The organism is Thiorhodococcus fuscus, from assembly GCF_042682685.1.
GTDB classification, from domain to species: domain Bacteria; phylum Pseudomonadota; class Gammaproteobacteria; order Chromatiales; family Chromatiaceae; genus Imhoffiella; species Imhoffiella fuscus.
Genome location: NZ_JBHUHX010000062.1, coordinates 37,661 through 60,753 on the forward strand (window position 1 = coordinate 37,661; position 23,093 = coordinate 60,753).

Consider the following 23,093-nt stretch of genomic DNA (forward strand, 5'->3'; position numbering starts at 1 on the left):
TGTGGGCCTGATAGCGAAATGAGGGCGGGGGCGCCTTCTAGCGCCCCGCGTGGCAGCGGTTAGTTTACATCAATGCGTCAGGACGGCCGCGACTTGCGCTGGTAGCCCGTCTGCTCCAGATGGTCCAGATAGGTCTGCCAAAGCTGCTCCTGCTGGGTGCAGAGCCGGTACAGATAGTCCCAGGAATAGATCCCGGTATTGTGCTCGTCGTCGAAGTGCAAACAGACCGCATAATTGCCGACGGGTTCGATGCGGTCGATACCGACGTCTTCCTTGCCGACCTGCAGGACCTCCTGTCCCGGGCCGTGACCCTGGACCTCGGCCGAGGGCGAATAGACGCGCAGATACTCGCAGGGCAGCGAATAACGGCTACCGTCCGGGTAGGCGATTTCCAGCACGCGCGACTGGCGGTGCAGATTCAGTTCGGTGGGTACTTGGGTCATGGTGGTCAGGCTCGGTTGGATGGTCGGAGACGTCCGGGCGTCGCGCGGCTCACAGGATGTAGCGCGACAGATCCTCGTCCGCCGCGAGGCCGGCCATGTTCTGGTCGACATAGTTGGCGTTGATGGTCACGGTCACCCGATCCAGCTCGGAGGCGTTGTAGGAGATGTCCTCCAGCAGGCGCTCCATCACGGTATGCAGACGCCGTGCGCCGATGTTCTCGGTGCGCTCGTTGACCTGCCAGGCGATCTCGGCGATGCGGCGGATGCCGTCCTCGGTGAACTCCAGGCTCACGCCCTCGGTCGCCAGCAGCTCGCGGTATTGGTCGGTCAGCGAGGCGTCGGGCTCGGTGAGGATGCGCACGAAGTCCTCGGTGGTCAGTGCCTTCAGCTCGACGCGGATCGGCAGACGGCCCTGGAGTTCTGGAATCAGATCCGAGGGCTTGGACAGATGGAAGGCGCCCGAGGCGATGAAGAGGATGTGATCGGTGCGCACCACGCCATGCTTGGTCGAGACCGTGCTGCCCTCGACCAGCGGCAGCAGGTCGCGCTGCACGCCCTCGCGCGAGACGTCCGCGCCCGCCATGCCCTCGCCGCGCTTTGCGACCTTGTCCAGTTCGTCGATGAAGACGATGCCGTTCTGCTCGACGTTCTCGATCGCGCGCAGCTTGAGCTCCTCGTCGTTGACGCGCTTCGCGGCCTCTTCCTCCTTGAGGATCTGGCGCGCGTCGCGGATGTGCAGCTTGCGTCGCTTGGTGCGATCCTGGCCGAGGTTCTTGAACAGCCCCTGGAGCTGGCTGGACATCTCCTCCATGCCGGGCGGGGCCATGATCTCGACGCCGAGCGGGCTCGTGGAGACATGGATCTCGATCTCACGGTCGTCGAGTTCGCCCGAACGCAGCTTCTCGCGCAGCTTCTCGCGCGTGGCCTTGCTGGCGGTCGAGCGGCTCTCCTCCTCGAAGCCGCTGGGCGGCGGCAGCAGGGCGTCGAGGATGCGCTCCTCGGCGGCCGCCTCGGCCTGGTCGGTCAGCTTGTCCATCTCCTGCTCGCGCGCCATCTTGACGCCGATGTCGGCCAGATCGCGGATGATGGACTCGACGTCGCGCCCGACGTAGCCGACCTCGGTGAACTTGGTCGCCTCGATCTTGAGGAAGGGCGCGTTGGCCAGTTTGGCCAGGCGGCGCGCGATCTCGGTCTTGCCGACGCCGGTCGGGCCGATCATGAGGATATTTTTGGGCGTGATCTCCGAGCGCATCGGCTCTGAGATCTGAGCGCGGCGCCAGCGGTTGCGCAGTGCGATCGCCACGGCGCGCTTGGCGTCGTGCTGACCGACGATGTGCTTGTCGAGCTCGGCGACGATGCGTAGAGGGGTGATTTCAGACATGGTGACTGTCCGTCGAATGGGCCGCCCAGGGGCGGCGGGGGGAATCTAGCTCAATGGATTGGGCGCCGTCGGGCGGTAGCTGCGGCTGGCACGCCGTTTCTGCAAGGCGCCGGGTCGGCGGACCTCTCAAGACTCCGCGTCCAGCTCCTCGATGATCAGATTGTGATTGGTGTAGATACAGATGTCGGCGGCGATGTGCAAACCCTTCTCGACGATGTCGCGTGCGTCGAGCTCGGTGTTCTCGAACAGTGCGCGCGCGGCCGAGAGCGCGAACGAGCCGCCCGAGCCGATCGCCATCAGGTCCTGCTCCGGCTCGACCACGTCGCCCGTGCCCGAGATCATCAGCGAGGTTTTGGCGTCGGCGATGCAGAGCAGCGCTTCGAGCCGGCGCAGCATGCGGTCGGTTCGCCAGTCCTTCGCCAGTTCGACGGCCGAGCGTGTCAGGTGCCCCTGATGCTTCTCCAGCTTGCCCTCGAAGCGCTCGAACAGGGTGAATGCATCGGCCGTCGCGCCCGCGAATCCGGCCAGCACCTGTCCCTTGTAGAGACGGCGTACCTTGCGGGCGTTGCCCTTCATCACCGTCGAGCCCAGCGAGACTTGGCCGTCGCCGCCGATCACGACCTTGCCGTTGCGTCGGACCGAGAGGATCGTCGTGCCGCGAAAGTTTTCCATGATCAGATGTCTTCAGCGATTGGAAAACGTCATATTATCCCGTCTTTGCTCGGTTGAGTTCTACTCCGTCGGATTCGTGTTACTGGCAGGACTTGATTCAGCAAGCCGCATGGCGATCGGCCAGCGAGCATTTTCGTTCTCTGGGCTGCATGGGTCGCGTGACGCATGGCCGCCTGTCGATGGTGCTGCTGACGGTCCCAATCCTCTATCCGCTGGTGGCCGCGTCCGGATTCGATCTCGTCTGGTTCGGCATCTTCGCGGTCGTCTCCACCGAGATCGGCGACATCACCCCGCCGGTCGGCATAAACGCCTTCGTGCTGCGGTCGGTCACCGAGGCGGTTCCGCTCTCGGCCATGTCCGCCGTGCTCGAGGAAGCAGCGATCCACCGCCTCGATATACCGGGTCGCCTCGGCTTCCGAGAGCCTCAGCGCGTCCAGATCTCGATCCACGTGGGGCGAAAGATTGAGCCTGCCATCGGTCGCCCCGCCTGCGCCGCCGTACCTGGATTTGCGGTCGAGCACCAGCACGCTCATGCGGTCCGCCAGGTGCAGCGCAGCGAAAAGCCCCGCCCCGATGATGCAAACCTCCACCCGGGTCGATGTCTGCGCCATACGCTTGGTCTCCAAATCTGTTGTCAGCGGCCAGATGCGGCCCGTCGTTCTACTGCAGCGTATCCCGCACCAGGTGAGTCGAATGACTCTGTTATTCCAGGTCCGGATAGTGGGGCTTTGTCCACCGTATTTTTCCATCATGAGGCCAGCAGATGTTGGTAGATGTCACGAGTTGCATCGTCTGGGATCGAAGCACTCAGCCATGAGTCTCCAATTGCCCCTCTTCATGTCCGGGTATAAGATCAATCCCGTGTTCGCCGGTCTCATTACCGCCGCACTGACAATGCAACGATCGGAAACGGCGTTTCTATCTAGTACGGTGGGCCAAACCGTGTTTTGTATCGGACATGGATGCCATGAGGCGCCTCGCAGTAGTATTGGCTCGGAATTTCAGGGACGTGACCAAGTCGTACAGCCGGAGATGAGCCAATGTGGTAAGGGTGTTAGACGTAAACAAGGAGCTTCTGAGATCTGTTATGTATACGGCAAAAAAGACCTGCTACTTGTGTTCCAAAGAGATTGGTGACGAAAACGACTCAAGAGAGCACATCATTCCCAATTCAATAGGCGGGAGGAAAAAAGTAAAGGGATTTATCTGCATCGAATGCAACTCAAGCGCAGGGGACGAATGGGAAACGGAACTCGCTAAACAGCTGAACCCTCTCTGCCTATTTTTTGGTATTGAACGCGAAAGGGGTGATGTCCCTTCGCAAACGTTCAATACGACGGGAAACGAAGAATACGTTCTTCATCATGATGGAAGTCTTGGGTTGCCACGCCCCGAATATCGGGAGGCAGCTGTGGATTCAGGTGTCGAGATTTCCATTAAAGCGCGATCAATGAAAGAAGCTCGAAAAATGCTGGCTGGAGTAGCCAGGAAGCACCCAGAAGTTAACCTCGAACAGCTTCTTGATAAGGCTGAAACGCAGTCGTCATATTGCTCTGACATGTTGCATATGAGCATCTCATTAGGCGGGGCGAACGCCGGTCGATCTGTCGTGAAGTCAGCGCTCGCTTTGATGGCATTACATGGGATTTCGCCATCCGTGTGTGAATGCGCCAACGAATACTTGTTTGAAGAGGACGGAAAACCTTGTTTTGGGTATTACTATGAAAAAGATCTCGTCAAAAATAGGCCGCAAGGCGTCCCATTCCATTGCGTTCACATTGAAGGAAGTCCCTGTACTCGTGAAATAAAAGCGTACGTCGAGTATTTTGCTGTAAAGCGAGTCGTTATGCTTCTCTCAAATCACTATGATGGTGAGGAATTTGAACTAACCTACGCCATAAACCCACAAAGCGGCACTGAGCTTTCTATAGACGTCGACCTAAACGAGCTGTCGCAGCAAGAAATTGCCGAGGCTTACGACTACAAAAAGATGCCGAAAGGATCTGTTGAAGAGGCATTAGGGAAGGTGATTCAGCCAAGAATGGCCGAGACGGTCGAGAAGCACCAAAGCGAGGTGGTCGAGAAAGCCGTTCAATACGCTTTCGAGAACTGTGGAGCGAAGTACGGCGAGCGACTTACCCGCGATCACCTTGATAGAGTGGCTGGGTTAATGATGGAAAAGTTGGAGCCTTACCTGATTCACATACTGACCGTTCCACGCCGCAAAAGTGACGTATAACAACCACTTGGAATCCGACGACTTACCTTTCCGCTGCGCTTCAGGGTGCGCTGCGGCTCAAGCGGAACGTTAAATGAATGACTTTCAGGACGGGCGACAGTCGATCAGAGGCTAAGTGTCGGCGGGGGAACGGAAATCCGGTGCAGATGAGATGTCTGTCCTGATTGGAAGGGCGGTCATGCGCGCCCCTCCCCCTAGAGGGAAGAGGGGCGGTCGCGAGGACGGCTTAGAAGTAGTAGCCCAAGTTCAGATTGAGCCGGTAGTTCCACTCGTCGTTGCCGTTGGCGCCGAAGTCGCCCACGCCATAGATGCTGCCATAGTCGTCGGCGCTGCCATGCGGACCCTCGTTGCCGACGAAATAGTTGCCGTTGGAATAGGCGAGATCGCTGTAGATGTACCAGCCGCCGCTGGCCCAGGCCGCGCCGACCACGAACATGTCGCTGTTGTTGAAGTCGTCCTCGTCCTTGACGATGCTGCTGTACTCCACATAGGGCAGGACGTAGTCGAGCCAGGCGATCTTGGGCGTCTCGTATTTGTAGCTGAGCGAGACGGCCGGGATCCAGGCCTTGGCGGCGACCGGCCAGGCGAAGTCGTAGGCGCCCATGGGCACCAGGGTGTCCGTGCCCCAGGGGTTGTCGCTATCGATGTCGTATTCGTAGCGCGTCAGCTGGGTCGCCAGGGTCCAGTTGTCGTAGCGGTTGATCATGTGCGCCGAGGCGGCCCAATGGCTGCCGTCGTCCGTGCGCTGTCCCTTGAGCTGACCGTACTGCAGCGAGACGCCGACATCGGTCGGAACGGCCACGTCCTCGAAGCTGTAGATGGCGCGGACGTTGAACTGATTGCGCTCCTCGTAACCGTTGTGCGCACCGCCGTAGATGACGTTGCCGTTCTCGTCCACGGATTCGGTCCAGCGCACCGCGTCGTAGCTGTAGCGCGCGCTGTTCAGGCTGCGTCCCAGATAGCTGCCCTCGCTGGCGGCGTAGTAGCCGAAGTCGAGCGTCCAGTTGTCGATGGAGGTGGTGTATTTGATACCCAGATCCATGTCGTCTGAGAGACCCACGTAGTAGTGCTGGTCGAAGAACCAGCTCTGCGAGACCCCGTAGGCCGTGGGACCGAAGGGCACGCGGTTGACGCCGACCTGGACCTGGCTGTCGTCCGCGAAGCGGTAGCCGAGCCAGGCGGTGTGCAGGAAGCTGTAGTTGGTCCCGTTGCCGGCCGGATACCAGCGGTAGTCGAGTGCGCCGATGATGTTGTTGTAGTCGAGCGCCAGTCTGAGGCTGAGCGTGTCCAGCTCCACGTTGCCGCCGTTGCCGCCACGGTTCGGGCCGTTGTCGTAGCCCTCGTAGCTGCCGAGGACATAGTTGGCGCGAATGGTTCCGTTGATCTGCACCGGGCCGACATGGAAGCCGCTGTCCTCTTTGGCCACCGTGCTGGCGGTTTCCGTTTCCTGCGGGGCGTCCGCCACTGGAGCCGGCTCGGCCTGCATGGGCAGTCCTTTGGACTGGGCCAGCGCCTGCTCGGCCTCGGCGAGCTGGCGCTTGAGGTCGGCGACCCGCTGCTCCAGGTCGCCGGTGGTTGCGGCTGCCGCCAGCCCCGGCAGCATGGCGATGGCCCCCATGAGGACGAGGGCCGAGGTGGTGTTTACGTGGGAAGGTGGGTTCAGGGTCATGCGCTTACTCATTTGCGTGATGCGACGTCAGGCGTCGGTCAGGGCTTCCAGGACGACACGGTGTCGGCGTTTTCTTTCACCCAGCGTTGGGCGTTGGCGTAGGGGTCGGCGTGCTTCTCCTGGTTCCACACCATCAGCTCGGCCATCTGATCCGGCGTCCAGTGGAAGTTGTCGAGCACGGCGTAGACCTCTGGCATGTCTTCCTTCAGCCCCTTGCGCACGACGGTGTGGATCTGCTCCTCGCCGCCGTAGACACCCTTGGGATCGTCCAGATATTTGAGATCCCATTTGGCGAACATCCAATGCGGCGTCCAGCCGGTGACGACGACCCACTCGTGATCCTTAATGGCGTCGCCCAGGACGGCGGTCATGATGGGGCCGGTGCCCTCGACCAGCTTCATGTCGTTCAGACCGTAGTCCTCGATCGCCTTTTCGGTCTTGCTCATGAGGCCGGCGCCCGGATCGATACCGATGATCTTGCCGTCGAACTTCTCGGCGGCGGCGTTCAGATCCTCGATGGAGTCGATCTCGACATAGTCCGGCACCACCAGACCGATGCGGGTGCCTTCCAGGTTCGGACCCAGGTCCTCGACGCGGTCGGCGACCTTCTCCAGATAGTCTTTGTGGGTGGTCGGCAGCCAGGCGGCGACGAGGCCGTCGACGTCGCCCGTTCCGACTGCCTGCCACATGGCGGCGGCCGAGACCGAGGTGATCTTGACGTCGTAGCCCATGTCTTCCAGCACCGCCTTGACGACGTTGGTGCTGGCGACCTCGCTCGACCATTCGACATAGGCCAGCTCGACCTCGCCCTTGTCGTCGGCGAGCGCGGTGGAGCCGATGGAGAGCATGGCCGTTGCGGCGAGTGCGATGGCGGTTTTCTGCATCATGACGATGAGTTCCTCTGAGATGTGGAGTTCGGCCTCGTGCGCCTGGATGACGCGGCTCGGCCTGGCTTCAAGGGAGTCGGCCCATGCGGGGCGGGCCGAAAAGAAACCCTCGCCGCCCGGAGGACAAAGCGAGGGAGATGGACTGCGGGGCTCAGCTCGTGGGGCTGCGGCGGTTGCGGATGATGCCCTGGGTGATGCGATCCAGGACCATGGCGAGCACCACCACGGCGATGCCGGCCTCGAATCCCATACCGGCCTCGTTGCGCTGGATCGCGCGCCAGACCTCGCCGCCGAGACCCTCTGCACCGATCATGGCCGCGATCACGACCATCGAGAGCGCAAGCATGATGGTCTGGTTGATGCCGGCCATGATGGTCGGGATCGCGAGCGGAAGCTGGACCTTCACCAGCTTCTGCCACTTGGTCGAGCCGAATGCGTCGGCCGCCTCGACCAGGTCGGCCGGCACCTGCCGGATTCCGAGCGTGGTGAGCCGGATCGCCGGAGGCATGGCGAAGATGACGGTCGAGAAGACCGCCGCCACCGGCCCCAGGCCGAAGAAGGGGATGGCCGGAATCAGATAGACGAAGGCGGGCATCGTCTGCATGAAATCGAGGATCGGGAACAGCACCCGATAGACCCCGCCCGAGATGGCCGCGAGAATGCCCAAGGGAGCGCCGACGGCCACCGCCACCAGGGTCGCGATGAGGACCAGAACCAGGGTCTGGAGGGTCGGCTCCCAGAGGCCGAGATTCCACAGCAGGGCGAATCCGAACAGCGACAGCAGCGCCGTCTGCCGTCCGGCCAGACGCCAGGCGAGCGCACTGACGAGCAGGATGGTCAACCAGGGCGGCAGCCACATGAGGCCGTCGACCGCGCCCTCGATCCCGGTCTCCACGACATCGGAGATCAGCTTGGTGGCGGGCGCGAACTGGTCGGTCAGCGCATCGAGTCCGTCGTCGATCCAGTCGGCGAGCGGTAGGCGTGGGATGTCGATCATGCCGCCTCCTCAATGGTCGCGGTGCTGCTCTGGTCGGCCAACCCTTGCAGGAGCGAGGCGCGGACCACCATCCCCTTGAGCTTGCCCGCGTCGTCGACGACCGGTGCCGGCATGCTGCTCTCGGAGAGTGGGGCGAAGAGTTCGCGTATCGGGGTCTCCAGCCCGACCGGCTCGACGCCGGTTTCGATGATCTCCTGGATCCCGCGTTCACCGCGCTGCACCGCCTTGAGCGCGGCATCGTCGCGCACGACCCCGCGTAGCGTGAAGTCGGGCTCGACGACGAACAACAGATTCAGATCCTCGTCCTCCATCTTGCGCAGCACGGTGCGCGGACCGTCGTTGACGAAGGCGACCGTGCGCGTCTTGCGCATCACGGCGCCGGCCGTCAGCAACTTGGTCTTGTCGACCTCGGCGACGAAACGCTCGACATAGGCGGTCGCGGGGCTGGAGAGGATGTCCTCTGCGGTGCCGGCCTGCTCGATGCGGGCGTCTTTCATGAGGATGATGCGATTGCCGAGAAAGAGCGCCTCGTCGAGATCGTGCGTGATGAAGACGATGGTCTTGCGCATTCGGCTCTGCAGCGCGATCAGCTCTTGCTGCATATCGCGGCGGATCAGCGGGTCCAGCGCCGAGAACGCCTCGTCCATCAGCAGCACGTCCGGTTCGACCGCCAGTGCTCGGGCGAGCCCGACGCGCTGTTGCATGCCGCCGGAGAGTTGGTCGGGATAGGAATCGACCCAGCTCTCCAGTCCGACTTGGCTCAGGGCGGCCAGCGCCTTCTCCGCGCGTTCCTCGGAGGCGACGCCCTGGATCTCCAGGCCGTACTCGACGTTCTGCTGGATCGTGCGGTGGGGAAAAAGCGCGAAATGTTGGAACACCATGCCGAACTTACGACGTCGCACCTGGAGCAGATCGCGGTGTTTCAGTCCGACGATGTCCTGGCCGTCGATCAGGATTTCGCCCGAAGTCGGTTCGTTGAGCCGGTTGAGACAGCGGATCAGGCTCGATTTGCCGCTCCCCGAGAGCCCCATGATCACCAGGATCTCGCCCTCGTAGACGTCGAAGTTGGCATCGGCCACACCGACCGTCTGTCCGGTGCGCTCGAAGATAGTTTGCTTGGTTTCGCCCTTGTGTAAGAGGTCTAGGGCATCTTCGGGCGCATCGCCGAAGATTTTGGTCAAGCCGCGAACGGCGATCTTTACGGATTGTATTTCGGACATGACCCCAACGATTTCTTGCGGAAGAATTCGGTCGCGTGGTGCGCTCTTGCGGTGTCGAGCGTCCACAGATTGATTTGCAGCCAGGACGGCGGCGTATTCCGATCGACCGGCGGGAGAGCCCCGGAGATCCGGCGGGCATCGGAATGAATTAAAAGGTGTGTCGGGGGCAGCGGGGTGCAGCGCGCCAGACACTCTCTTTTTAACCTTAACGGGGCGTGAACGAGATCGCAAGGCGCTGGCGTTGGCGGTTGCGATCGAAGATCCCCGCTTTTCCCCAGAATCCCGCTTTATAAAGACGACCCGCTTCGCTGTGGATCGGGTGCCGACGGCGTGCGTTCGTCTTCCGTCGCTTGGTGGCGGACGAGGCATGCGAGCCGCTTTTATTTCCATGTTCACCGCGACCTTGGGATAAAATGCGCGGTTTTTCACGCCTTGGCGGAAAGGATCCCCGCCTTCCCATCATCTCCCTGAACCAAGGCCCATCCATGAAGCTCAATTTGCCGGTCACTAACCGCGAAAACGACTACCCCGATTCGCTGGTTATTGTGTCCACTACGAACACGAAGGGAATCATTACCTACTGCAACAAACCCTTCATCGAGATCAGCGGTTTCGATGAGAGCGAGTTGATCGGCGCAAGTCACAACGTCGTTCGCCATCCCGACATGCCGCCTGCGGCCTTCAAGGATCTCTGGAGTACGGTCAAGAACGGCAAGCCCTGGCGCGGCCTCGTCAAGAATCGCTGCAAGAACGGTGACCATTACTGGGTGGATGCCTATGTCACCCCGGTCCACGAGGGCGAGACCCTGGTCGGTTTCCAATCGGTGCGCACCAAGCCGACGCGCGCGCAGATCGAGGCCGCCGAGCGGCTCTATGCGAAGGTGCGCGACAAGAAGCTCGAAGACCTGCCCCGTCCCTTGGTGCCCGAGTTCAGCCATCGTGTCTGGCTGACGGCCGCCTTCATCATGGTCGGATCGGGTGCCGTCGCCGCCGGCTGGTCGGGCAGCGTTTGGGTCGGTCTGGGCGCGCTACTGTTGGGCCTCGTGTTGGCGCAGATCAGTGCCGCGACCATCTTCAAACATATCGAAGAGAGCGTGCGCGTGGCCAAACGGATCGCCGCTGGCGATCTCACCTCTCCGATCCATGTCTCGGGCAATAACGAGACGGCCGAGGTGCTGCAGGCGATCAAGATGCTCCAGTCGCGTCTGGCGACGGTCATGGGGCACATCCAGGAGTCGGCGGCGGGGGTGGCCTCGGCGGCCGAACAACTGGCCCACGCGACCAATTCCACCCACCATCTCATGGAAGGTCAGCATCAGGAAACGGACATGGTGGCCACCGCCATGAACGAGATGTCCGCGACGGTGACCGAGGTCGCGGGCAACACGGCGGCCGCAGCCGGCGCAGCCGATCAAGCGAGCCGCAATGCACGCGAGGGGCGGATGGTCGTGCAGGCCAGCATGACGGGGATCCATCAGCTGGCCGAGCAGGTCGGCGAGGCGGCCGAGACCATCGCGCGGTTGGAGGCCGATTCGGAGAACATCGGCAAGATCCTCGACGTCATTCGCGGCATCGCCGGCCAGACCAATCTGCTTGCGCTCAATGCGGCTATTGAGGCAGCCCGCGCCGGAGAGCAGGGACGCGGTTTCGCCGTGGTCGCCGATGAGGTACGGGCGTTGGCTCAACGCACCCAGGAATCGACCCAGGAGATCCAGGGGATGATCTCGCGGTTGCAAGAGGGCGCGCGCACTGCCGTGGCTACCATGCAACGGGGCCGCGAACAGGCCGATCAGAGCGTCGAGACGGCTAACGAGACCGACCGTTCGCTCGATTCCATCTCACATTCGGTGGAGCGTATCAACGACATGAACGCCCAGATCGCGGCGGCTGCGGAGGAGCAGAGCGCCGTGGTCGAGGAGATGAACCGCAACATCGAGAGCATTCGCGGGCTCTCGATCCAGACCCTGCAGAGCACGGATGATGTGGTGGGTGCGACGGGCCATCTGGAGGACCTGGCCGGTCGACTGATGGGGCTGGTGAGTCAATATAAGGTCTGAGTCGGGTGCCCTTCGTCCGGGCTATTTCTCGGACGCAGGGCCTGATCGAATGGGACAGAATCTCGGTGGAACGTCAGGGATGTGCGGGAGCCGCATTAGGATGCCGCCTTGCGGCTTGGTGGTGCGACCTGTTTGTTCTGCTGACTGGTGGTCTTGAGCGCGTCCCGGAGGCTGAAATAGCCATCGTCGAAGGATTCTCTGAAATCGGCGAACATGATCTCTTGGATCTCTTCCGGAAGCTCTGAGTCATCGATCAAGACCGGAAGGATTCGCTTGTTCTGGTTTCGGGCCTTTTCCAGCGACATCTTGGACTCATCTGACTCCGCGCTGTGTTTGGAGACGACGAATATGACGTCGTCGCTTTCATTCAGTATGCGCTCCAGCGTTTCCATGATGTTATCTCCGACCTTGATTTCCTTTCTGTCCCAAAGAATCCTGTACGGCGTCACCTTGAGTGCTTTGTATAGTTTTGAAACAAAGTCCAGGTCTTCTTCGGAATAGAGGATGAATACCTTGCGAGGCCTTTTCTTGACTTTCATGTCGGAGAATGCCGATAGAATGATCAGCCCGATCAATGCGGCCAGTATTCCTAGAACGCCTTGGATGAGGTTTGCGTAATCGGTTCCGGAAAGAAAAACGAGTGCCGCATAGAAGAACGCCATCAAGATCATAAGCATGATGATCGAGTCGATCGCCTTTAGCGGCTTGCTCTTTTTCATATGGTTATGATTGGCTTTCCTGGAAATTCAGCGTGTTGAGTCAAGTGCGTCGGTGCGCGCATTATACCTGTCCGATGCCGGCTTTTGGCCTCTCATCTCTCATTCGCCATGAAGCGCAAAGCGATCCGCTCTGTTTGTATTGGGTGAATTTAAGAGGACGCGGCTGCTTCAGCGTCTCAGATCCAGTCCAACGGATCTTCGTCCGGGGTGGGGCGGGCGCCCGGTTGTTCGATGAAGAGCCGGTGCCAGATGGCGAACTGCATGAGTCCGAAGAGTTCTCGGCTGCCGCCGCGCCCGCGTTGACGTGCTGCGACCAGCGCGGGGATCGACTCGGTGCGGAACCAGTCGCGCACGCCTTGGCTGTTCATCAGGCGCGCGCCGACCTGGGCCGCGGCATCTGCGGTGAGCCAGTCGCCGACCGGGACGTGGAAGCCGCGCTTGCGACGGTCCAGATGACCCGGCGGCAGGCGCGGCTCGGCCCAGCGCTTGAGCAGCCATTTGCCCTGGTGTTCCCGCACCTTGAGTGCGTCCGGCAGGGAAAGGCCGAATTCGACGATGCGGTGATCCAGGAACGGCACCCGTCCCTCCAGCGCGAATCCCATCAGCATCCGGTCGGTTTTGACCAGTAGATTGTCGGGCAGGGCTGTGACCAGGTCGCTGTATTGACGGCGCTGCATGTCGGACCAGTGCTTCGGGGTCTCGCGCCAGGCGCGCAGGAAGGGCGCACGGTCGGGCGTCTCAACCGCCCGTAGCTCGGGGCCGAGGAGCGCCTTCGTCCAGTGCCCCGACCATTGCCCACGGGTACGGAATCCGCCGCTGCCGGGATGGATGATGGATTTGATCCAGCGCTCGGCCGGCGGCGGACGATAGCGGCCATAGCCGGCGAAGACCTCGTCGCCGCCCTCGCCGGAGAACACCACCTTGAGTTCGCGGCCGGCGGTTTCGGCCAGGATGGAGGTCGGCAGGCAGGCATAGTCGCGCATCAGCTCGTCGGCGCACCAGACGCTGTGGGGAATACGCCCGAAGACCTGGTCTAGCTCCAGCTCCAGCGGCTGGTGATCGAATCCGAAATGCTCGGCAACCCGTGCGGCCTCGTCCAGCTCGTGGGCCATGCGCGTGCCGCGATAGCCGACCGAGAAGCTTTTGATCCGGCCTGCGCCCTGCTCATGGAGCATGGCGGCGAGGACCGCCGAATCGACACCGCCGGAGAGAAAGAGCCCGAAGGGGACGTCGGCGCGCATGTGCTCGCGCATCGTATCGTGCATCAGGGCGTCGAGCTCGGCACGGGCCTCCTCGAACCCGATGGTGCGCGGGGTCACGTCGAGCGCGGACCAGTAGCGATGGCGCTCGATCCGCAGCTCGGCGTCGATCACCAGCGCCTCGCCTGGGAGCACGCGCTCGATGCCCGCGATCGGCGTCTGCTCGCCGCTTGCGAACTGGTTCTGCAGGAACTGGCGCAGGGCGCTCGGGACCAGTTGGGGACGCCCCGGCAGCAGCGGCAGCAACGCCTTGATCTCGGAGGCGAAGGCGATGCGGTCGGGCAGGCGCACGTAGAAGAGCGGCTTGATGCCGAGCCGGTCGCGTCCGAGGATGAGCCGGTCGCGTTCGGCGTCGTGCAGGGCGAAGGCGTACATGCCGCGCAGCCGGGGTAGGAATCCGAGTCCATGCACCGCATAGGCGTGCAGGATGGTCTCTGAGTCCGAGTCGGTTTGGAGCGTTCTCCCCTGGGCGCGCAGCTCGGCGTTCAGCTCGATGTAGTTGTAGACCTCGCCGTTGGCGGCGAGCGCGAGTTGCCCATCGGCGGAGACCATGGGTTGGTGCCCGGTGGCGAGACCGATGATGGAGAGCCGCGTCTGGGCCAGCCCGACCGGGCCGGCGCAATGCATGCCCTGATCGTCGGGTCCGCGATGGGATAGACGTTCGCACATGAGGGCGAGCGTCTCGGGCTCCGGGCGTCGCCCGTCGCGCAGGATGAATCCGGCGATGCCGCACATGGCTCAGTTCCCCTTGAAATCAGTCGGCATCGCGTTTGATTTGCCCGTTCCTGGTCTGTAGGTCGAGCCTGGGGGCGCCTGGGGGTGGCGGATAGATGCGGATATCGCCGACCTCCGTTTCGACCTCGACGCGGTCCCAGTCCTTCGCCACCAGGCCGACGATCAGGCTGGTGTCCTTTTCGGTGAAGACGCCCTGGTGTTCGACCTCGAAGGTCAGAACGCCGTCCTTCTCGGTCATCCGATCGTCCACCTGCGTGCCCGGCAGACCGAATCCGCGTCCCTTCAGCAGGATGAGCGCCGAATGGTCCGACCAGTTGTGCCAGGTGATCTGGACCTGTGCCGTGTCGGCGATCAGCCGCAGCGTGCGTGGTGGCGGGTCGTAGTCGCCCGGCACGACCCTCTGCGAACGGTTCTGATGAACCGGAGTCGACAGCAGCACTCCGGCGAGCAGGCCGATGGCGGTCACGCCATAGGCGGTTCCAATCGCGATTGGATGACGTCGGATCGGACTGTCCTGCTGGACGCTCGGCGTCTTCGGTGCGGCGTCTTCGGCGTCCTCGCGTTGGGGGATGCGCAACAGACCGTAATAGAGCAGGAGCGAGGTGCCGTGGACGATGACCGCCGACCAGATGATGTCCGAGAGGAAATGGTCGCCGGCCGTCATGCGTCCGACCCCGAGCATGATCCCCAAGGCGACGGATCCCGCCAGCGCCAGGGCGGCGAGGCGTGGCCGGCGTCTCAGCCAGATGATGAAGAAGGCGCTGAACAAAAAGCCGGCCGAGCTGTGCCCGCAGGGGAAGGATTTGCCTTTTCCGGCCTCTCCCATGACCAGCGGTGGCAGATACTGCTGGGTGCCGCCGAATTCGACCGTCTGGTGCGGGCGTGGCCGGCCCCAATGCTCCTTGAGCAGGCCGTTGACGATGAGCCCGGGTCCGATCACGGCGGTTGCGATCAAAAACACGGCATAGAGCCGGAACCGTCTGTAGCGCGGCCAGAGACTGCCGGCGCCCAGCACCGCCAGGCTGACCAGGGCCACCAGACCGACCAGCAAGGGCGCGATCTGATAGAAGAACAGCCAGATGTCTTGGTGCGATTCGGGCCAGGGGTCGTTTGCGTTCGGATGGAAGAAGAGCGCCGCAGTGCGGGTGTCCAGGTCGCTCAGCCAGAATGGCAGGGTTCCGACCAGGGCGAGCAGAGTCAGGGCAATGAGCTGCGGGAGCCAGTAACGGCGATTGGTTGAGGTGGTTTGCACCTGGTGTGCTCTGCGGGCGGATTCAGGGAGGCGTGAGGGTAACGATTCGTGCCGCCGATCTCAATCGATGCCTATTCGAGCGGGCGATTGCCTTTGGGTGGGGGTGGATCCAATGGAACGGGCTGGCTGGGTCTGAGCGGTAGACCGAGCGCGGTCCAGCCGTCGGTGCCGCGTGGATACCAGTGTACCTGCCGATAGCCGTAAGCGGCGGCCCGCTTGGCGGCGTTCCAAGACATCCAGCAGTCCGCCTTGCAGTAGAAGATGAGTGCCCGGTCGGGATTTTCCTCGGCGAGACGGTCGAGCTGGTCTCTGAAATAGGTCTCCAGGCGCGGCGAGAGTCGACCGTAGCCGACGTTGGCGAGCCAGATGGAGCCCGGAATGTTGACGTGGGGCGGCGGCAGCCAGAGTGCGCCTTTCGGCAGATTCGCGGGACGCTCGGGGCTCGGCAGGACGTCGATCGCAACCGCCTGGCCGGTCGAGAGCATCCGCGCGGCCGCTTCCGTGGTGAGCCGCGTGGCGCCGGGTGGTGTCTCGGGAACCGGGGCCTGGAATCGGGCGATGCGGTATCCGTCCGCGTCGAAGAGCTCCTGGGTGCTCGGATTGTCCTGGCCGCCTGGATCGGCCAAGGTCGTTGCGGTCAGCAGCAGTGCACAGAGCCCGAGGCCCATGCGTTTCGGTGCTCGGCGCATGACTCAGTCGGCCTGGATCGGACGGTCGGATTGGTCCAAAAGCGGTACGCCATAGCTCAGCAGAATCTCCTGGATCTGGGGTTGCAGATGGTCGAGCGTCTGGTTGAGCTGGTGCTTCCAGGTCGTTTCGCGATGCCGGATGCCCATGGAGACGTTGAAGGCCATGGGGACGCCGTCGATCTGGGCCGGCAGTGGCATCAGGGTCAGCGGAGTCTCCTGGCGCTCGGCGTAATAGCCGGCGATGGGACCCCAGATGATGGCGAGATCCGTCTCGCCCCGAGCCACGTCCCGCACGGCGTCGCGGGCCGGGGCATAGAGACGGGTGTCGACCGTGCGCTCGTAGGAGTGGATGTGGTCGAGCAGGCCGAAACGGGTCAGCAGCGTGACCGGTGGCGTGCCGGCTACCACGCCGATCCGCAGACCGGACAGGGTCGGGTCTCCCGCCGTGAGGGTCTTGAGCTTCAGGTTCGAATCGGCACGGTAGACGAGGCTGTAGACCGATCGGTAATAGGGATTGGTGTTCTGTACCAGTTCGCTGACCGAGCTGATCCCGGTGATCAGGTCGCAGAGTCGGGTGCGCAGCGTGTTGCGGACGAATCCGATGGTCTGCGGCCACCAGCGATAGTGGATGGGACGCCCGAGATCCTGAGCGATCAGCTCGGCAATCCGGTTCTCGAAGCCCTCGCCTCGGTCGTTGGAGAAGGGCAGGCTATTGGGATCCGCGCAGACGGTCAGGTAGCGACCGCTGCGCGCCTCATGGCCCTGTTCCGCCAGGGCCGCGCCGCTGCCGCCGAACGTCAGGAGACAGAGGGCGATCAGCGCCCCTTTAGTTCGTCGCGGCTTGGGCATTTTTCGTAACCTTGGGGAATTTATCCGGTCTGGCCGTGCCGATGACCCCGTCGGCGCGCGCCTTGAGATAGGCGTAGATGTCGCTGATGTAGGGCAGCACGTTCATGTTCGAGGCGAAGGAGGGCATGACGCGTTCGTCGAGTCCGGTGCGTCCGTGGATGACCACGTCGACGAACTGGTTGAAGGTCAGGACCTGCATCGATTTCATCAGCGCGGGGGCGTAGGAGCTGCCCAGTCCCGCCGGGCCATGACAGACGTGGCACTCCGAGTGATAACGGCGGAATCCGTTGTAGGTGCCGAAGTCGACCTTGCCGTTCTCAAAATAATAGGGGGTCTCGGGCGAGAACTTGAAACTGAGGTAGTCGTCCGCTGCGGTGGCGGCGAATCCGGGCAGGGCGGTTCCGATCAGCAGGGTGGTCGCGAGCAGGTGCGGACCGAGTGGCTTGCTGTTGAGCATGGCGTCTCTCGTGTTCGGTGGGCGTTGCGATGGGGCACGCGGACCCGGGGTGTCCGCGTGCCCGGTCGGGATCAGTCGGGCAGTTCGAAGACGGTCAACTGTCCGCCCAACTGCGAGTAGTCGCTGAGCGAGGCGTAGGCGCCGACCGCGCCGAGACCGGCGTTCGGTTCGGTCAGACCCGCCGCCATGCCGATGCCGGCCCAGCCGCCGAGACCCGATAGAACGGCGATGTACTGCTTACCCTTGTGGGTGTAGGTGTTGACGTTGCCGATGATCCCGGAGGGCGTCTTGAAGCGGTACAGCTCCTTGCCCGTCTTGGCGTCGACCGCCTTGAGGTAACCCTCCAGGGTGCCGTAGAAGACCACGTCTCCGGCCGTCGCGAGCGCGCCGCTCCACACCGAGAACTGCTCCGGGATGGACCAGACGATCTTGCCCTCCTGCGCGTCCCAGGCGATGAAGTTGCCCAGATTGGTGCCGCCCGGCGCCGGATACATGCTGACCGTAGCGCCGACGTAGGGTTGGCCGGCTGCGTAGGAGATCTGGAAGGGCTCGTAGTCCATGCAGACGTGATTGGTCGGCACGTAGAAGAGTCCGGTGCGTGGCGAGAAGGAAGAGGGCTGCTGATCCTTGGTGCCGAGGGCGGCGGGACAGACGCCGGTGGTGTTGACGTCCTCGCCGTTCTGGTCGGTGGAATACTTGGAGACGACCTGCGGACGTCCGGTTTCCATGTCGATATGGGTCGCCCAGTTCACGGCGGGGTCGAACTTCTCCGCGACCAGCAGCTCGCCCGTGACGCGGTCGAGCGTGTAGCCGAAGCCGTTGCGGTCCATGTGGACCAGGAGCTTGCGGACATTGCTTGCGGGTTCCTCGGCCGCTGCAGGCTGTGCCACGGTCGAATCGGCAGCCGCCGGCTTGCCTGGGATGAGCGAGCGCCATTTGAAGCCCGCGTCAGGTTTGGCCTCCGTCGTGTCCGCCGTTGCCGTCGTCGTCTGTGCGGCCGAGCCCGCAGCCGAGCCGGGGAAGGGGAGGTCGACCAGGATCATCTCGTTGACGCCGTCGTAGTCCCATTCGTCGTGCGGGGTCATCTGGAACAGCCATTTGGCGACGCCCGTGTCGGCGTCGCGCGCGAAGATAGTCATGGACCAGCGGTTGTCGCCTGGACGCTGCGAGGGGTTCCAGGTGCTCGGGTTACCCGTGCCGTAATAGATGAGGTTCAGCTCGGGATCGTAGGAATACCAGCCCCAGGTGGTGCCGCCGCCGATCTTCCACTGATCGCCTTCCCAGGTGGAGATGCCCGAGTCCTTGCCGACCGGTTTGCCGAGATGGGTGGTCTGTTCGGGGTCGATCAGGGTGTCTGCGTCAGGACCCATCGAATAGGCGCGCCAGACCTGCTCGCCGGTCTTGGTGTCGTAGGCGGTCAGATAGCCGCGCACGCCGAATTCGCCGCCACTGATGCCGACATAGACCTTGTCCTTGACCACCATGGGGGCCGAGGTGCCGGTGCCTCCCTTGGAGGGATCGCCGTTGACCACCGACCAGATCTTCTCGCCGGTCTTGGCATCGAGCGCGACCAGTGTGGTGTCGGCCTGGTAGAGGAAGATCTTGCCGTCCCCGTAGGCCACGCCACGGTTGACCGTGTCGCAACACATCACCGGGATGACGCTGGTGTCCTGGCGCGGCTCGTATTTCCAGATCACCTTCCCTTCGTTGTTGAGGTCGAGTGCGAACACCTTGTTGGGGAAGGGGGTGTGGATGTACATGACATCCCCGATCACCAGCGGACCGCCCTCGTGACCGCGCAGCACCCCGGTCGAGAAGGTCCAGGCGACACGCAGATTCTTGACGTTGTCGGCGTTGATCTGATCGAGTTCGCTGTATCGGGTGCTGGCGTAGTCGCCGTTCTGCATGACCCAGAGATTCGGGTCCTGCTGCAGTTCCAAGAGCTCTTCGTTCGAAAAGCTGTTAGCGCTGAAGGCGAGCGCGGCGGATGCGCAGGCGATCAGCAATGAGTTCTTTGGGGTTGGCATCGTTCTCGGAACCTCCTCGATGGACTATGAAGATGAGCCCGAGGAACAGGCACGTCATGCTCGTTGCCTGCTTGCCCCGCAGCTCATGAAGCGGACTCACTCGGTGTGCCGGAGGGATGTCCGCCAGCACGCGACGTTGCCTGAGTTCTGCTTCTGCGCTCTGTTGTCGCCTCGATTTCGCAAATGCTGGCAACCCCCATCAGCAAACCCTATGCCAGTGGGTGCCACATGCCGGCGTGAGGCGCCGATACTGTGTTCGCGGCGTCTGCGGGGGGAGATGCAGGGCGTGGAGACGTCAGGTGACTGGACTTGTTTGGGTCTGCCGCGCCGCTCCGGCAGTAGGGTGGCCGAGCTGCCGTTGCGGCGAACCTGCGTGTTCGCCGACGCGGTTTCTGATGGGACGGGGCGCTGTTGGGTTGCGAGCGTTTAAAGGGGCGACGCGCTTGCGATTTTCTGTACCTGAGCTGCCCGTCATGTGTCAGGCGAGGGACAGTCCGCCCGTTACAGACGCGCTCCTCGATTCCGTGAACCGTTTCAGGGAATCATCGAGAGGGACTTCTGTCACAACCCATTCCTCGGTCACAACTCAGGCGAGGTGGTTCGATGCCTTCACTCTATCCTCCGATCGAGCCCTTTCGGACGCATCATCTGGCGGTCGGTGGCGGTCATCTGCTCTATGTCGAGGAGTGCGGTCGGCCAGACGGCCGACCGCTCGTCTTTCTGCATGGAGGTCCCGGCTCGGGGTGTTCGCCCGAGCATCGGCGCCTCTTCGATCCCGAGCACTATCGAATCGTGCTCATCGATCAGCGCGGCTGCGGACGATCCGTTCCGCTCGGAGGGCTCGTCGCCAATCGAACCTCCGATCTGATCGCCGATCTGGAGTTGGTGCGGCGTGCGTTGGGTATCGATCGCTGGGTCCTGTTCGGCGGTTCCTGGGGCGCGACCTTGGCGGTGGTCTATGCGCAGACCCATCCGGAGCGGCTGTCCGCACTCGTACTGCGCGGGGTCTTTCTGGCGCGTCGTCGCGATCTGGCCTGGTTCTTCGGCGAGTCGGGTGCCGCGCGCTTCTTTCCCGACGACTGGCAGTCCCTTTGCGACTGCGTCGGAGAGACGGATTGGGAGCGGCTGATCGAGCGCTATCAGGGGCGCGTGAACGGCGAGGATCCGAGGATGGCGGCCGCTGCGGCGCGTGCCTGGACGGTCTGGGGCGAGCGTCTGCTGAGCGCGATTCCCTCGTGGCTCTCGGACCGGGATGTCCCTGCGACTGGGGAACCGGCGACTGGGGAACCGGACACCGCCGCACTGGCGAAGGCCCGGATCGAGATCCACTATGCGTTCCATCGTTATTTTCTGGCCGAGGACGAGATCCTGATGCGTGCCCGGCAGCTCCCGGATTGTCCGCTGGTCATGGTGCAGGGGCAGCGCGACCTGGTCTGTCCCCCGGAGGGCGCCTGGTCGCTCCATCGCGCCGTTCCCGGTTCACGGCTGCGCCTGCTCGCAGACGCCGGACACCTGGCCTGGGATGCGGCGATCCTCGACGCGCTGATCGAGGAGACCGATCGCCTGCGCGGTCTGCCGGACGGTTGCTGACCGCCGCTGCAGTGTTTCGACGCACGTCACGCCCGTCATTCGGACGGGGTGCGAGCGCAATCTGAGGTGTCCTTCGCCGGTTGGCGCGGCGGTGAATGCGGGCGTCGTGGGTGTTTGAGTGGGCCGGGGGTGGTTGCCAAGTGCCCGTTTGGTCCGCAAGATGGCGCGCCATGCTGTTTCGCAGATTTCTCCGCCATCGGCCGCGCCTGGATCTGGAGGCGCTTCGGCTGCGTCTCTCGCGGCCGGATGCGCTCCTCTGGCATGCCCTGCTGGGGCTGATTGCGGGATTGGCGACCGGGGTTCTGATCGTCGGTTTCCGGCTCTCGGTCGAAGGGTTCCAGGCGGTCATGCTGCCGCTGCATGGCGAGAACTACGAGGCGTTGTCGCTCTGGATGCGGCTACTGCTGCCCCTGGTCGGGGCGCTGGCCATCGGAGTGATCTTCGTTCGCTTCGCCCAGGGGATCCCGGTGCTCGGCGTGGCGCGCGTCATGGAGCGCATGGAATATCACCAGGGTCATCTCACCGCGCGCGGGCTGGTGCTCCAGTTCGTCGGGGCGGCGATCGCGATCGTCAGCGGCCACTCGGTCGGGCGCGAAGGACCGCACGTCTATCTGGGCGCGGCCAGCGGCAGTCTGATCGGACAGGGGCTCGCCCTGCCCAACAACAGTATCCGCAACATGGCCGCCTGCGGCACGGCCGCCGGGATCGCGGCTTCGTTCAACACACCGCTGGCCGGCGTCATCTTCGCGCTCGAGGTGCTGGCGCTGGAATACAGCATCGCCGGTTTCATCCCCATCATCCTGGCCGCAGTCAGCGCCAACGCAGTGTCGGTCGCCGTGTTCGGCAGTGCGCCCGTCTTTCAGGTGCATCCCTTTCTGTTGACCTCGCTCTCCGATCTGCTGCCGGTGGCGGTGCTGGGGCTGGCTGCGGGCGCACTGTCCGCCGCCTACATCCAGGCGTTGCAGAGCTGTGCGCGATTCGGCAAGCGGTTCCCCTATTTCTGGCGAATCGTTCTCGCCGGGTTGACCGCTGGACTGTGCGGAATGCTGGTTCCGGAGGTGATGGGGCTGGGTTACGACACCCTGCACAGCCTGCTGGCCGGTCAGTTGCCCTGGGCGTTTCTGCTGGTCCTGCTGCTGGTCAAGCTGATTGCGACCTCGACCAGCGTGGGGTTCGGCATTCCGGGTGGAACCATCGGTCCGGCGCTGTTCATGGGGGCGGTGATCGGCAATCTGGTGGCGGGTCTGGCCGGTCTATGGGTGCCCATCGATGCGAGCCATGCCAGCTACTATGCCCTGCTCGGCATGGGGGCGATGATGGGCGCGAGCCTGCAGGCGCCGCTGGCCGCCCTGACCGCCATCGTGGAATTGGCGCACAGCCCCGGCGTCATGATGCCGGGGATGCTGGCGATCATTCTGGCGGTCGTCACGACCAGTCAGCTGTTCCGCAAGAATTCGCTCTTTCTCGGCGTGCTGCGGGCCAACGGGCTGGATTACCGCGCCAATCCGGTGGTCGAGCTGCTGCGGCGCAGCGCGGTGGGCGGGGCGATGAATACCAATTTCAGACGTCAGCCAGCTCTCATGACCCGTGCTGCGGCGGAGCGCCTGATGGGGGAGGGACCTGAATGGATCATCATCGAGACGGCCAGGGGGCCTTCGCTGCTGATGCCGGGGATCGCCATCGCCAGCCATCTCGCCCATGACCCGGAGGCGCAGGAGATCGATCTGCTCGCGATTCCGGCCGAGCGGCTCGAACTGGCACCGGTCCATCTGCAGGCGACGCTCAAAGAGGCGCTCGACATCCTGCGGGCGCGGGGCGTGGAGGCGCTCTATGTCCAGCGCCCGATCGCCCCTGGTATCGATCATATCTACGGCGTTCTGACCAAGGGCCGGATCGAGTCGGCCTATCGTTACTGACCCGCGCTGGATACCTGTTCACCAGGGCTGCTTCA

Annotated in this window: 19 protein-coding genes; 5 read left to right on the forward strand and 14 right to left on the reverse strand. The window is 63.1% G+C overall.

Translation table 11 applies throughout. The annotated features are described in order from the left end of the window. Positions 1-77 precede the first annotated feature (77 nt). The 3 genes from ACFSJC_RS19380 to hslV form a co-directional block, all read right to left on the reverse strand. Positions 78-443: a gamma-butyrobetaine hydroxylase family protein gene (locus ACFSJC_RS19380; protein WP_386028860.1), complete on the reverse strand. Its 366-nt coding sequence runs from the start codon at positions 441-443 to the stop codon at positions 78-80. Positions 444-492: 49 nt separating this feature from the next. Then, a complete protein-coding gene (gene hslU / locus ACFSJC_RS19385) occupies positions 493-1,824 on the reverse strand; it encodes an ATP-dependent protease ATPase subunit HslU (protein ID WP_386028862.1) in 1,332 nt (443 codons plus the stop codon). A gap of 126 nt (positions 1,825-1,950) precedes the next feature. Further along, a complete protein-coding gene (gene hslV / locus ACFSJC_RS19390) occupies positions 1,951-2,496 on the reverse strand; it encodes an ATP-dependent protease subunit HslV (RefSeq protein WP_386028864.1) in 546 nt (181 codons plus the stop codon). Between the two features lie 92 nt (positions 2,497-2,588). On the opposite strand from hslV, the gene ACFSJC_RS19395 reads away from it, so the two are divergent. Both ACFSJC_RS19395 and ACFSJC_RS19400 read left to right on the forward strand, forming a co-directional pair. Beyond that, a complete protein-coding gene (locus ACFSJC_RS19395; protein ID WP_386028866.1) occupies positions 2,589-3,269 on the forward strand; it encodes a TRAP transporter large permease subunit in 681 nt (226 codons plus the stop codon). Between the two features lie 314 nt (positions 3,270-3,583). Beyond that, entirely contained in the window at positions 3,584-4,735 is a 1,152-nt protein-coding gene (locus ACFSJC_RS19400) for an HNH endonuclease (protein ID WP_386028868.1), read from the forward strand. Between the two features lie 226 nt (positions 4,736-4,961). Here ACFSJC_RS19400 and ACFSJC_RS19405 read toward each other — a convergent pair whose 3' ends face one another. The 4 genes from ACFSJC_RS19405 to ACFSJC_RS19420 form a co-directional block, all read right to left on the reverse strand. Beyond that, positions 4,962-6,404, reverse strand: coding sequence for a hypothetical protein (locus ACFSJC_RS19405; protein WP_386028870.1), 1,443 nt, complete (start codon positions 6,402-6,404; stop codon positions 4,962-4,964). Positions 6,405-6,442: 38 nt separating this feature from the next. Continuing rightward, positions 6,443-7,291, reverse strand: coding sequence for a glycine betaine ABC transporter substrate-binding protein (locus ACFSJC_RS19410; protein WP_386028872.1), 849 nt, complete (start codon positions 7,289-7,291; stop codon positions 6,443-6,445). 151 nt (positions 7,292-7,442) lie between these two features. Then, a complete protein-coding gene (locus ACFSJC_RS19415; RefSeq protein ID WP_386028874.1) occupies positions 7,443-8,288 on the reverse strand; it encodes an ABC transporter permease in 846 nt (281 codons plus the stop codon). Beyond that, positions 8,285-9,508 carry a quaternary amine ABC transporter ATP-binding protein gene (locus tag ACFSJC_RS19420; RefSeq protein ID WP_386028876.1) on the reverse strand — a complete coding sequence of 408 codons (1,224 nt, stop codon included), beginning with the start codon at positions 9,506-9,508 and terminating at the stop codon, positions 8,285-8,287. Before ACFSJC_RS19420 ends, ACFSJC_RS19415 begins: the two co-directional genes overlap by 4 nt. A gap of 485 nt (positions 9,509-9,993) precedes the next feature. On the opposite strand from ACFSJC_RS19420, the gene ACFSJC_RS19425 reads away from it, so the two are divergent. Beyond that, positions 9,994-11,565 (forward strand): methyl-accepting chemotaxis protein, encoded by a 1,572-nt coding sequence (locus ACFSJC_RS19425; RefSeq protein WP_386028878.1) that lies wholly within the window; start codon positions 9,994-9,996, stop codon positions 11,563-11,565. Positions 11,566-11,660: 95 nt separating this feature from the next. Here the strand turns inward: ACFSJC_RS19425 and ACFSJC_RS19430 are convergent, their stop codons facing one another. The 7 genes from ACFSJC_RS19430 to ACFSJC_RS19460 form a co-directional block, all read right to left on the reverse strand. Next, positions 11,661-12,284, reverse strand: coding sequence for a toll/interleukin-1 receptor domain-containing protein (locus ACFSJC_RS19430; protein ID WP_386028880.1), 624 nt, complete (start codon positions 12,282-12,284; stop codon positions 11,661-11,663). 176 nt (positions 12,285-12,460) lie between these two features. Beyond that, positions 12,461-14,278: an asparagine synthase (glutamine-hydrolyzing) gene (asnB, locus tag ACFSJC_RS19435; protein ID WP_386028882.1), complete on the reverse strand. Its 1,818-nt coding sequence runs from the start codon at positions 14,276-14,278 to the stop codon at positions 12,461-12,463. 19 nt (positions 14,279-14,297) lie between these two features. Next, complete coding sequence (locus ACFSJC_RS19440) at positions 14,298-15,530, reverse strand: phosphatase PAP2 family protein (protein ID WP_386028884.1); 1,233 nt, start codon at positions 15,528-15,530, stop codon at positions 14,298-14,300. 71 nt (positions 15,531-15,601) lie between these two features. Next, positions 15,602-16,219 (reverse strand): PQQ-dependent catabolism-associated CXXCW motif protein, encoded by a 618-nt coding sequence (locus ACFSJC_RS19445; protein WP_386028886.1) that lies wholly within the window; start codon positions 16,217-16,219, stop codon positions 15,602-15,604. Between the two features lie 3 nt (positions 16,220-16,222). Next, entirely contained in the window at positions 16,223-17,068 is an 846-nt protein-coding gene (locus ACFSJC_RS19450) for a substrate-binding domain-containing protein (protein ID WP_386028888.1), read from the reverse strand. Next, entirely contained in the window at positions 17,046-17,525 is a 480-nt protein-coding gene (locus tag ACFSJC_RS19455; RefSeq protein ID WP_386028890.1) for a cytochrome c family protein, read from the reverse strand. The genes ACFSJC_RS19450 and ACFSJC_RS19455 overlap by 23 nt, the downstream gene beginning before the upstream one ends. Positions 17,526-17,596: 71 nt before the next feature. Beyond that, complete coding sequence (locus ACFSJC_RS19460; protein WP_386028892.1) at positions 17,597-19,552, reverse strand: methanol/ethanol family PQQ-dependent dehydrogenase; 1,956 nt, start codon at positions 19,550-19,552, stop codon at positions 17,597-17,599. Positions 19,553-20,155: 603 nt separating this feature from the next. Between ACFSJC_RS19460 and pip the strand changes: the two genes are divergently transcribed. Beyond that, on the forward strand, positions 20,156-21,142 hold the full coding sequence (gene pip / locus ACFSJC_RS19465; protein ID WP_386028894.1) for a prolyl aminopeptidase: 987 nt from the start codon (positions 20,156-20,158) through the stop codon (positions 21,140-21,142). A gap of 170 nt (positions 21,143-21,312) precedes the next feature. Continuing rightward, entirely contained in the window at positions 21,313-23,058 is a 1,746-nt protein-coding gene (locus ACFSJC_RS19470; RefSeq protein ID WP_386028896.1) for a chloride channel protein, read from the forward strand. Positions 23,059-23,093 lie beyond the last annotated feature (35 nt).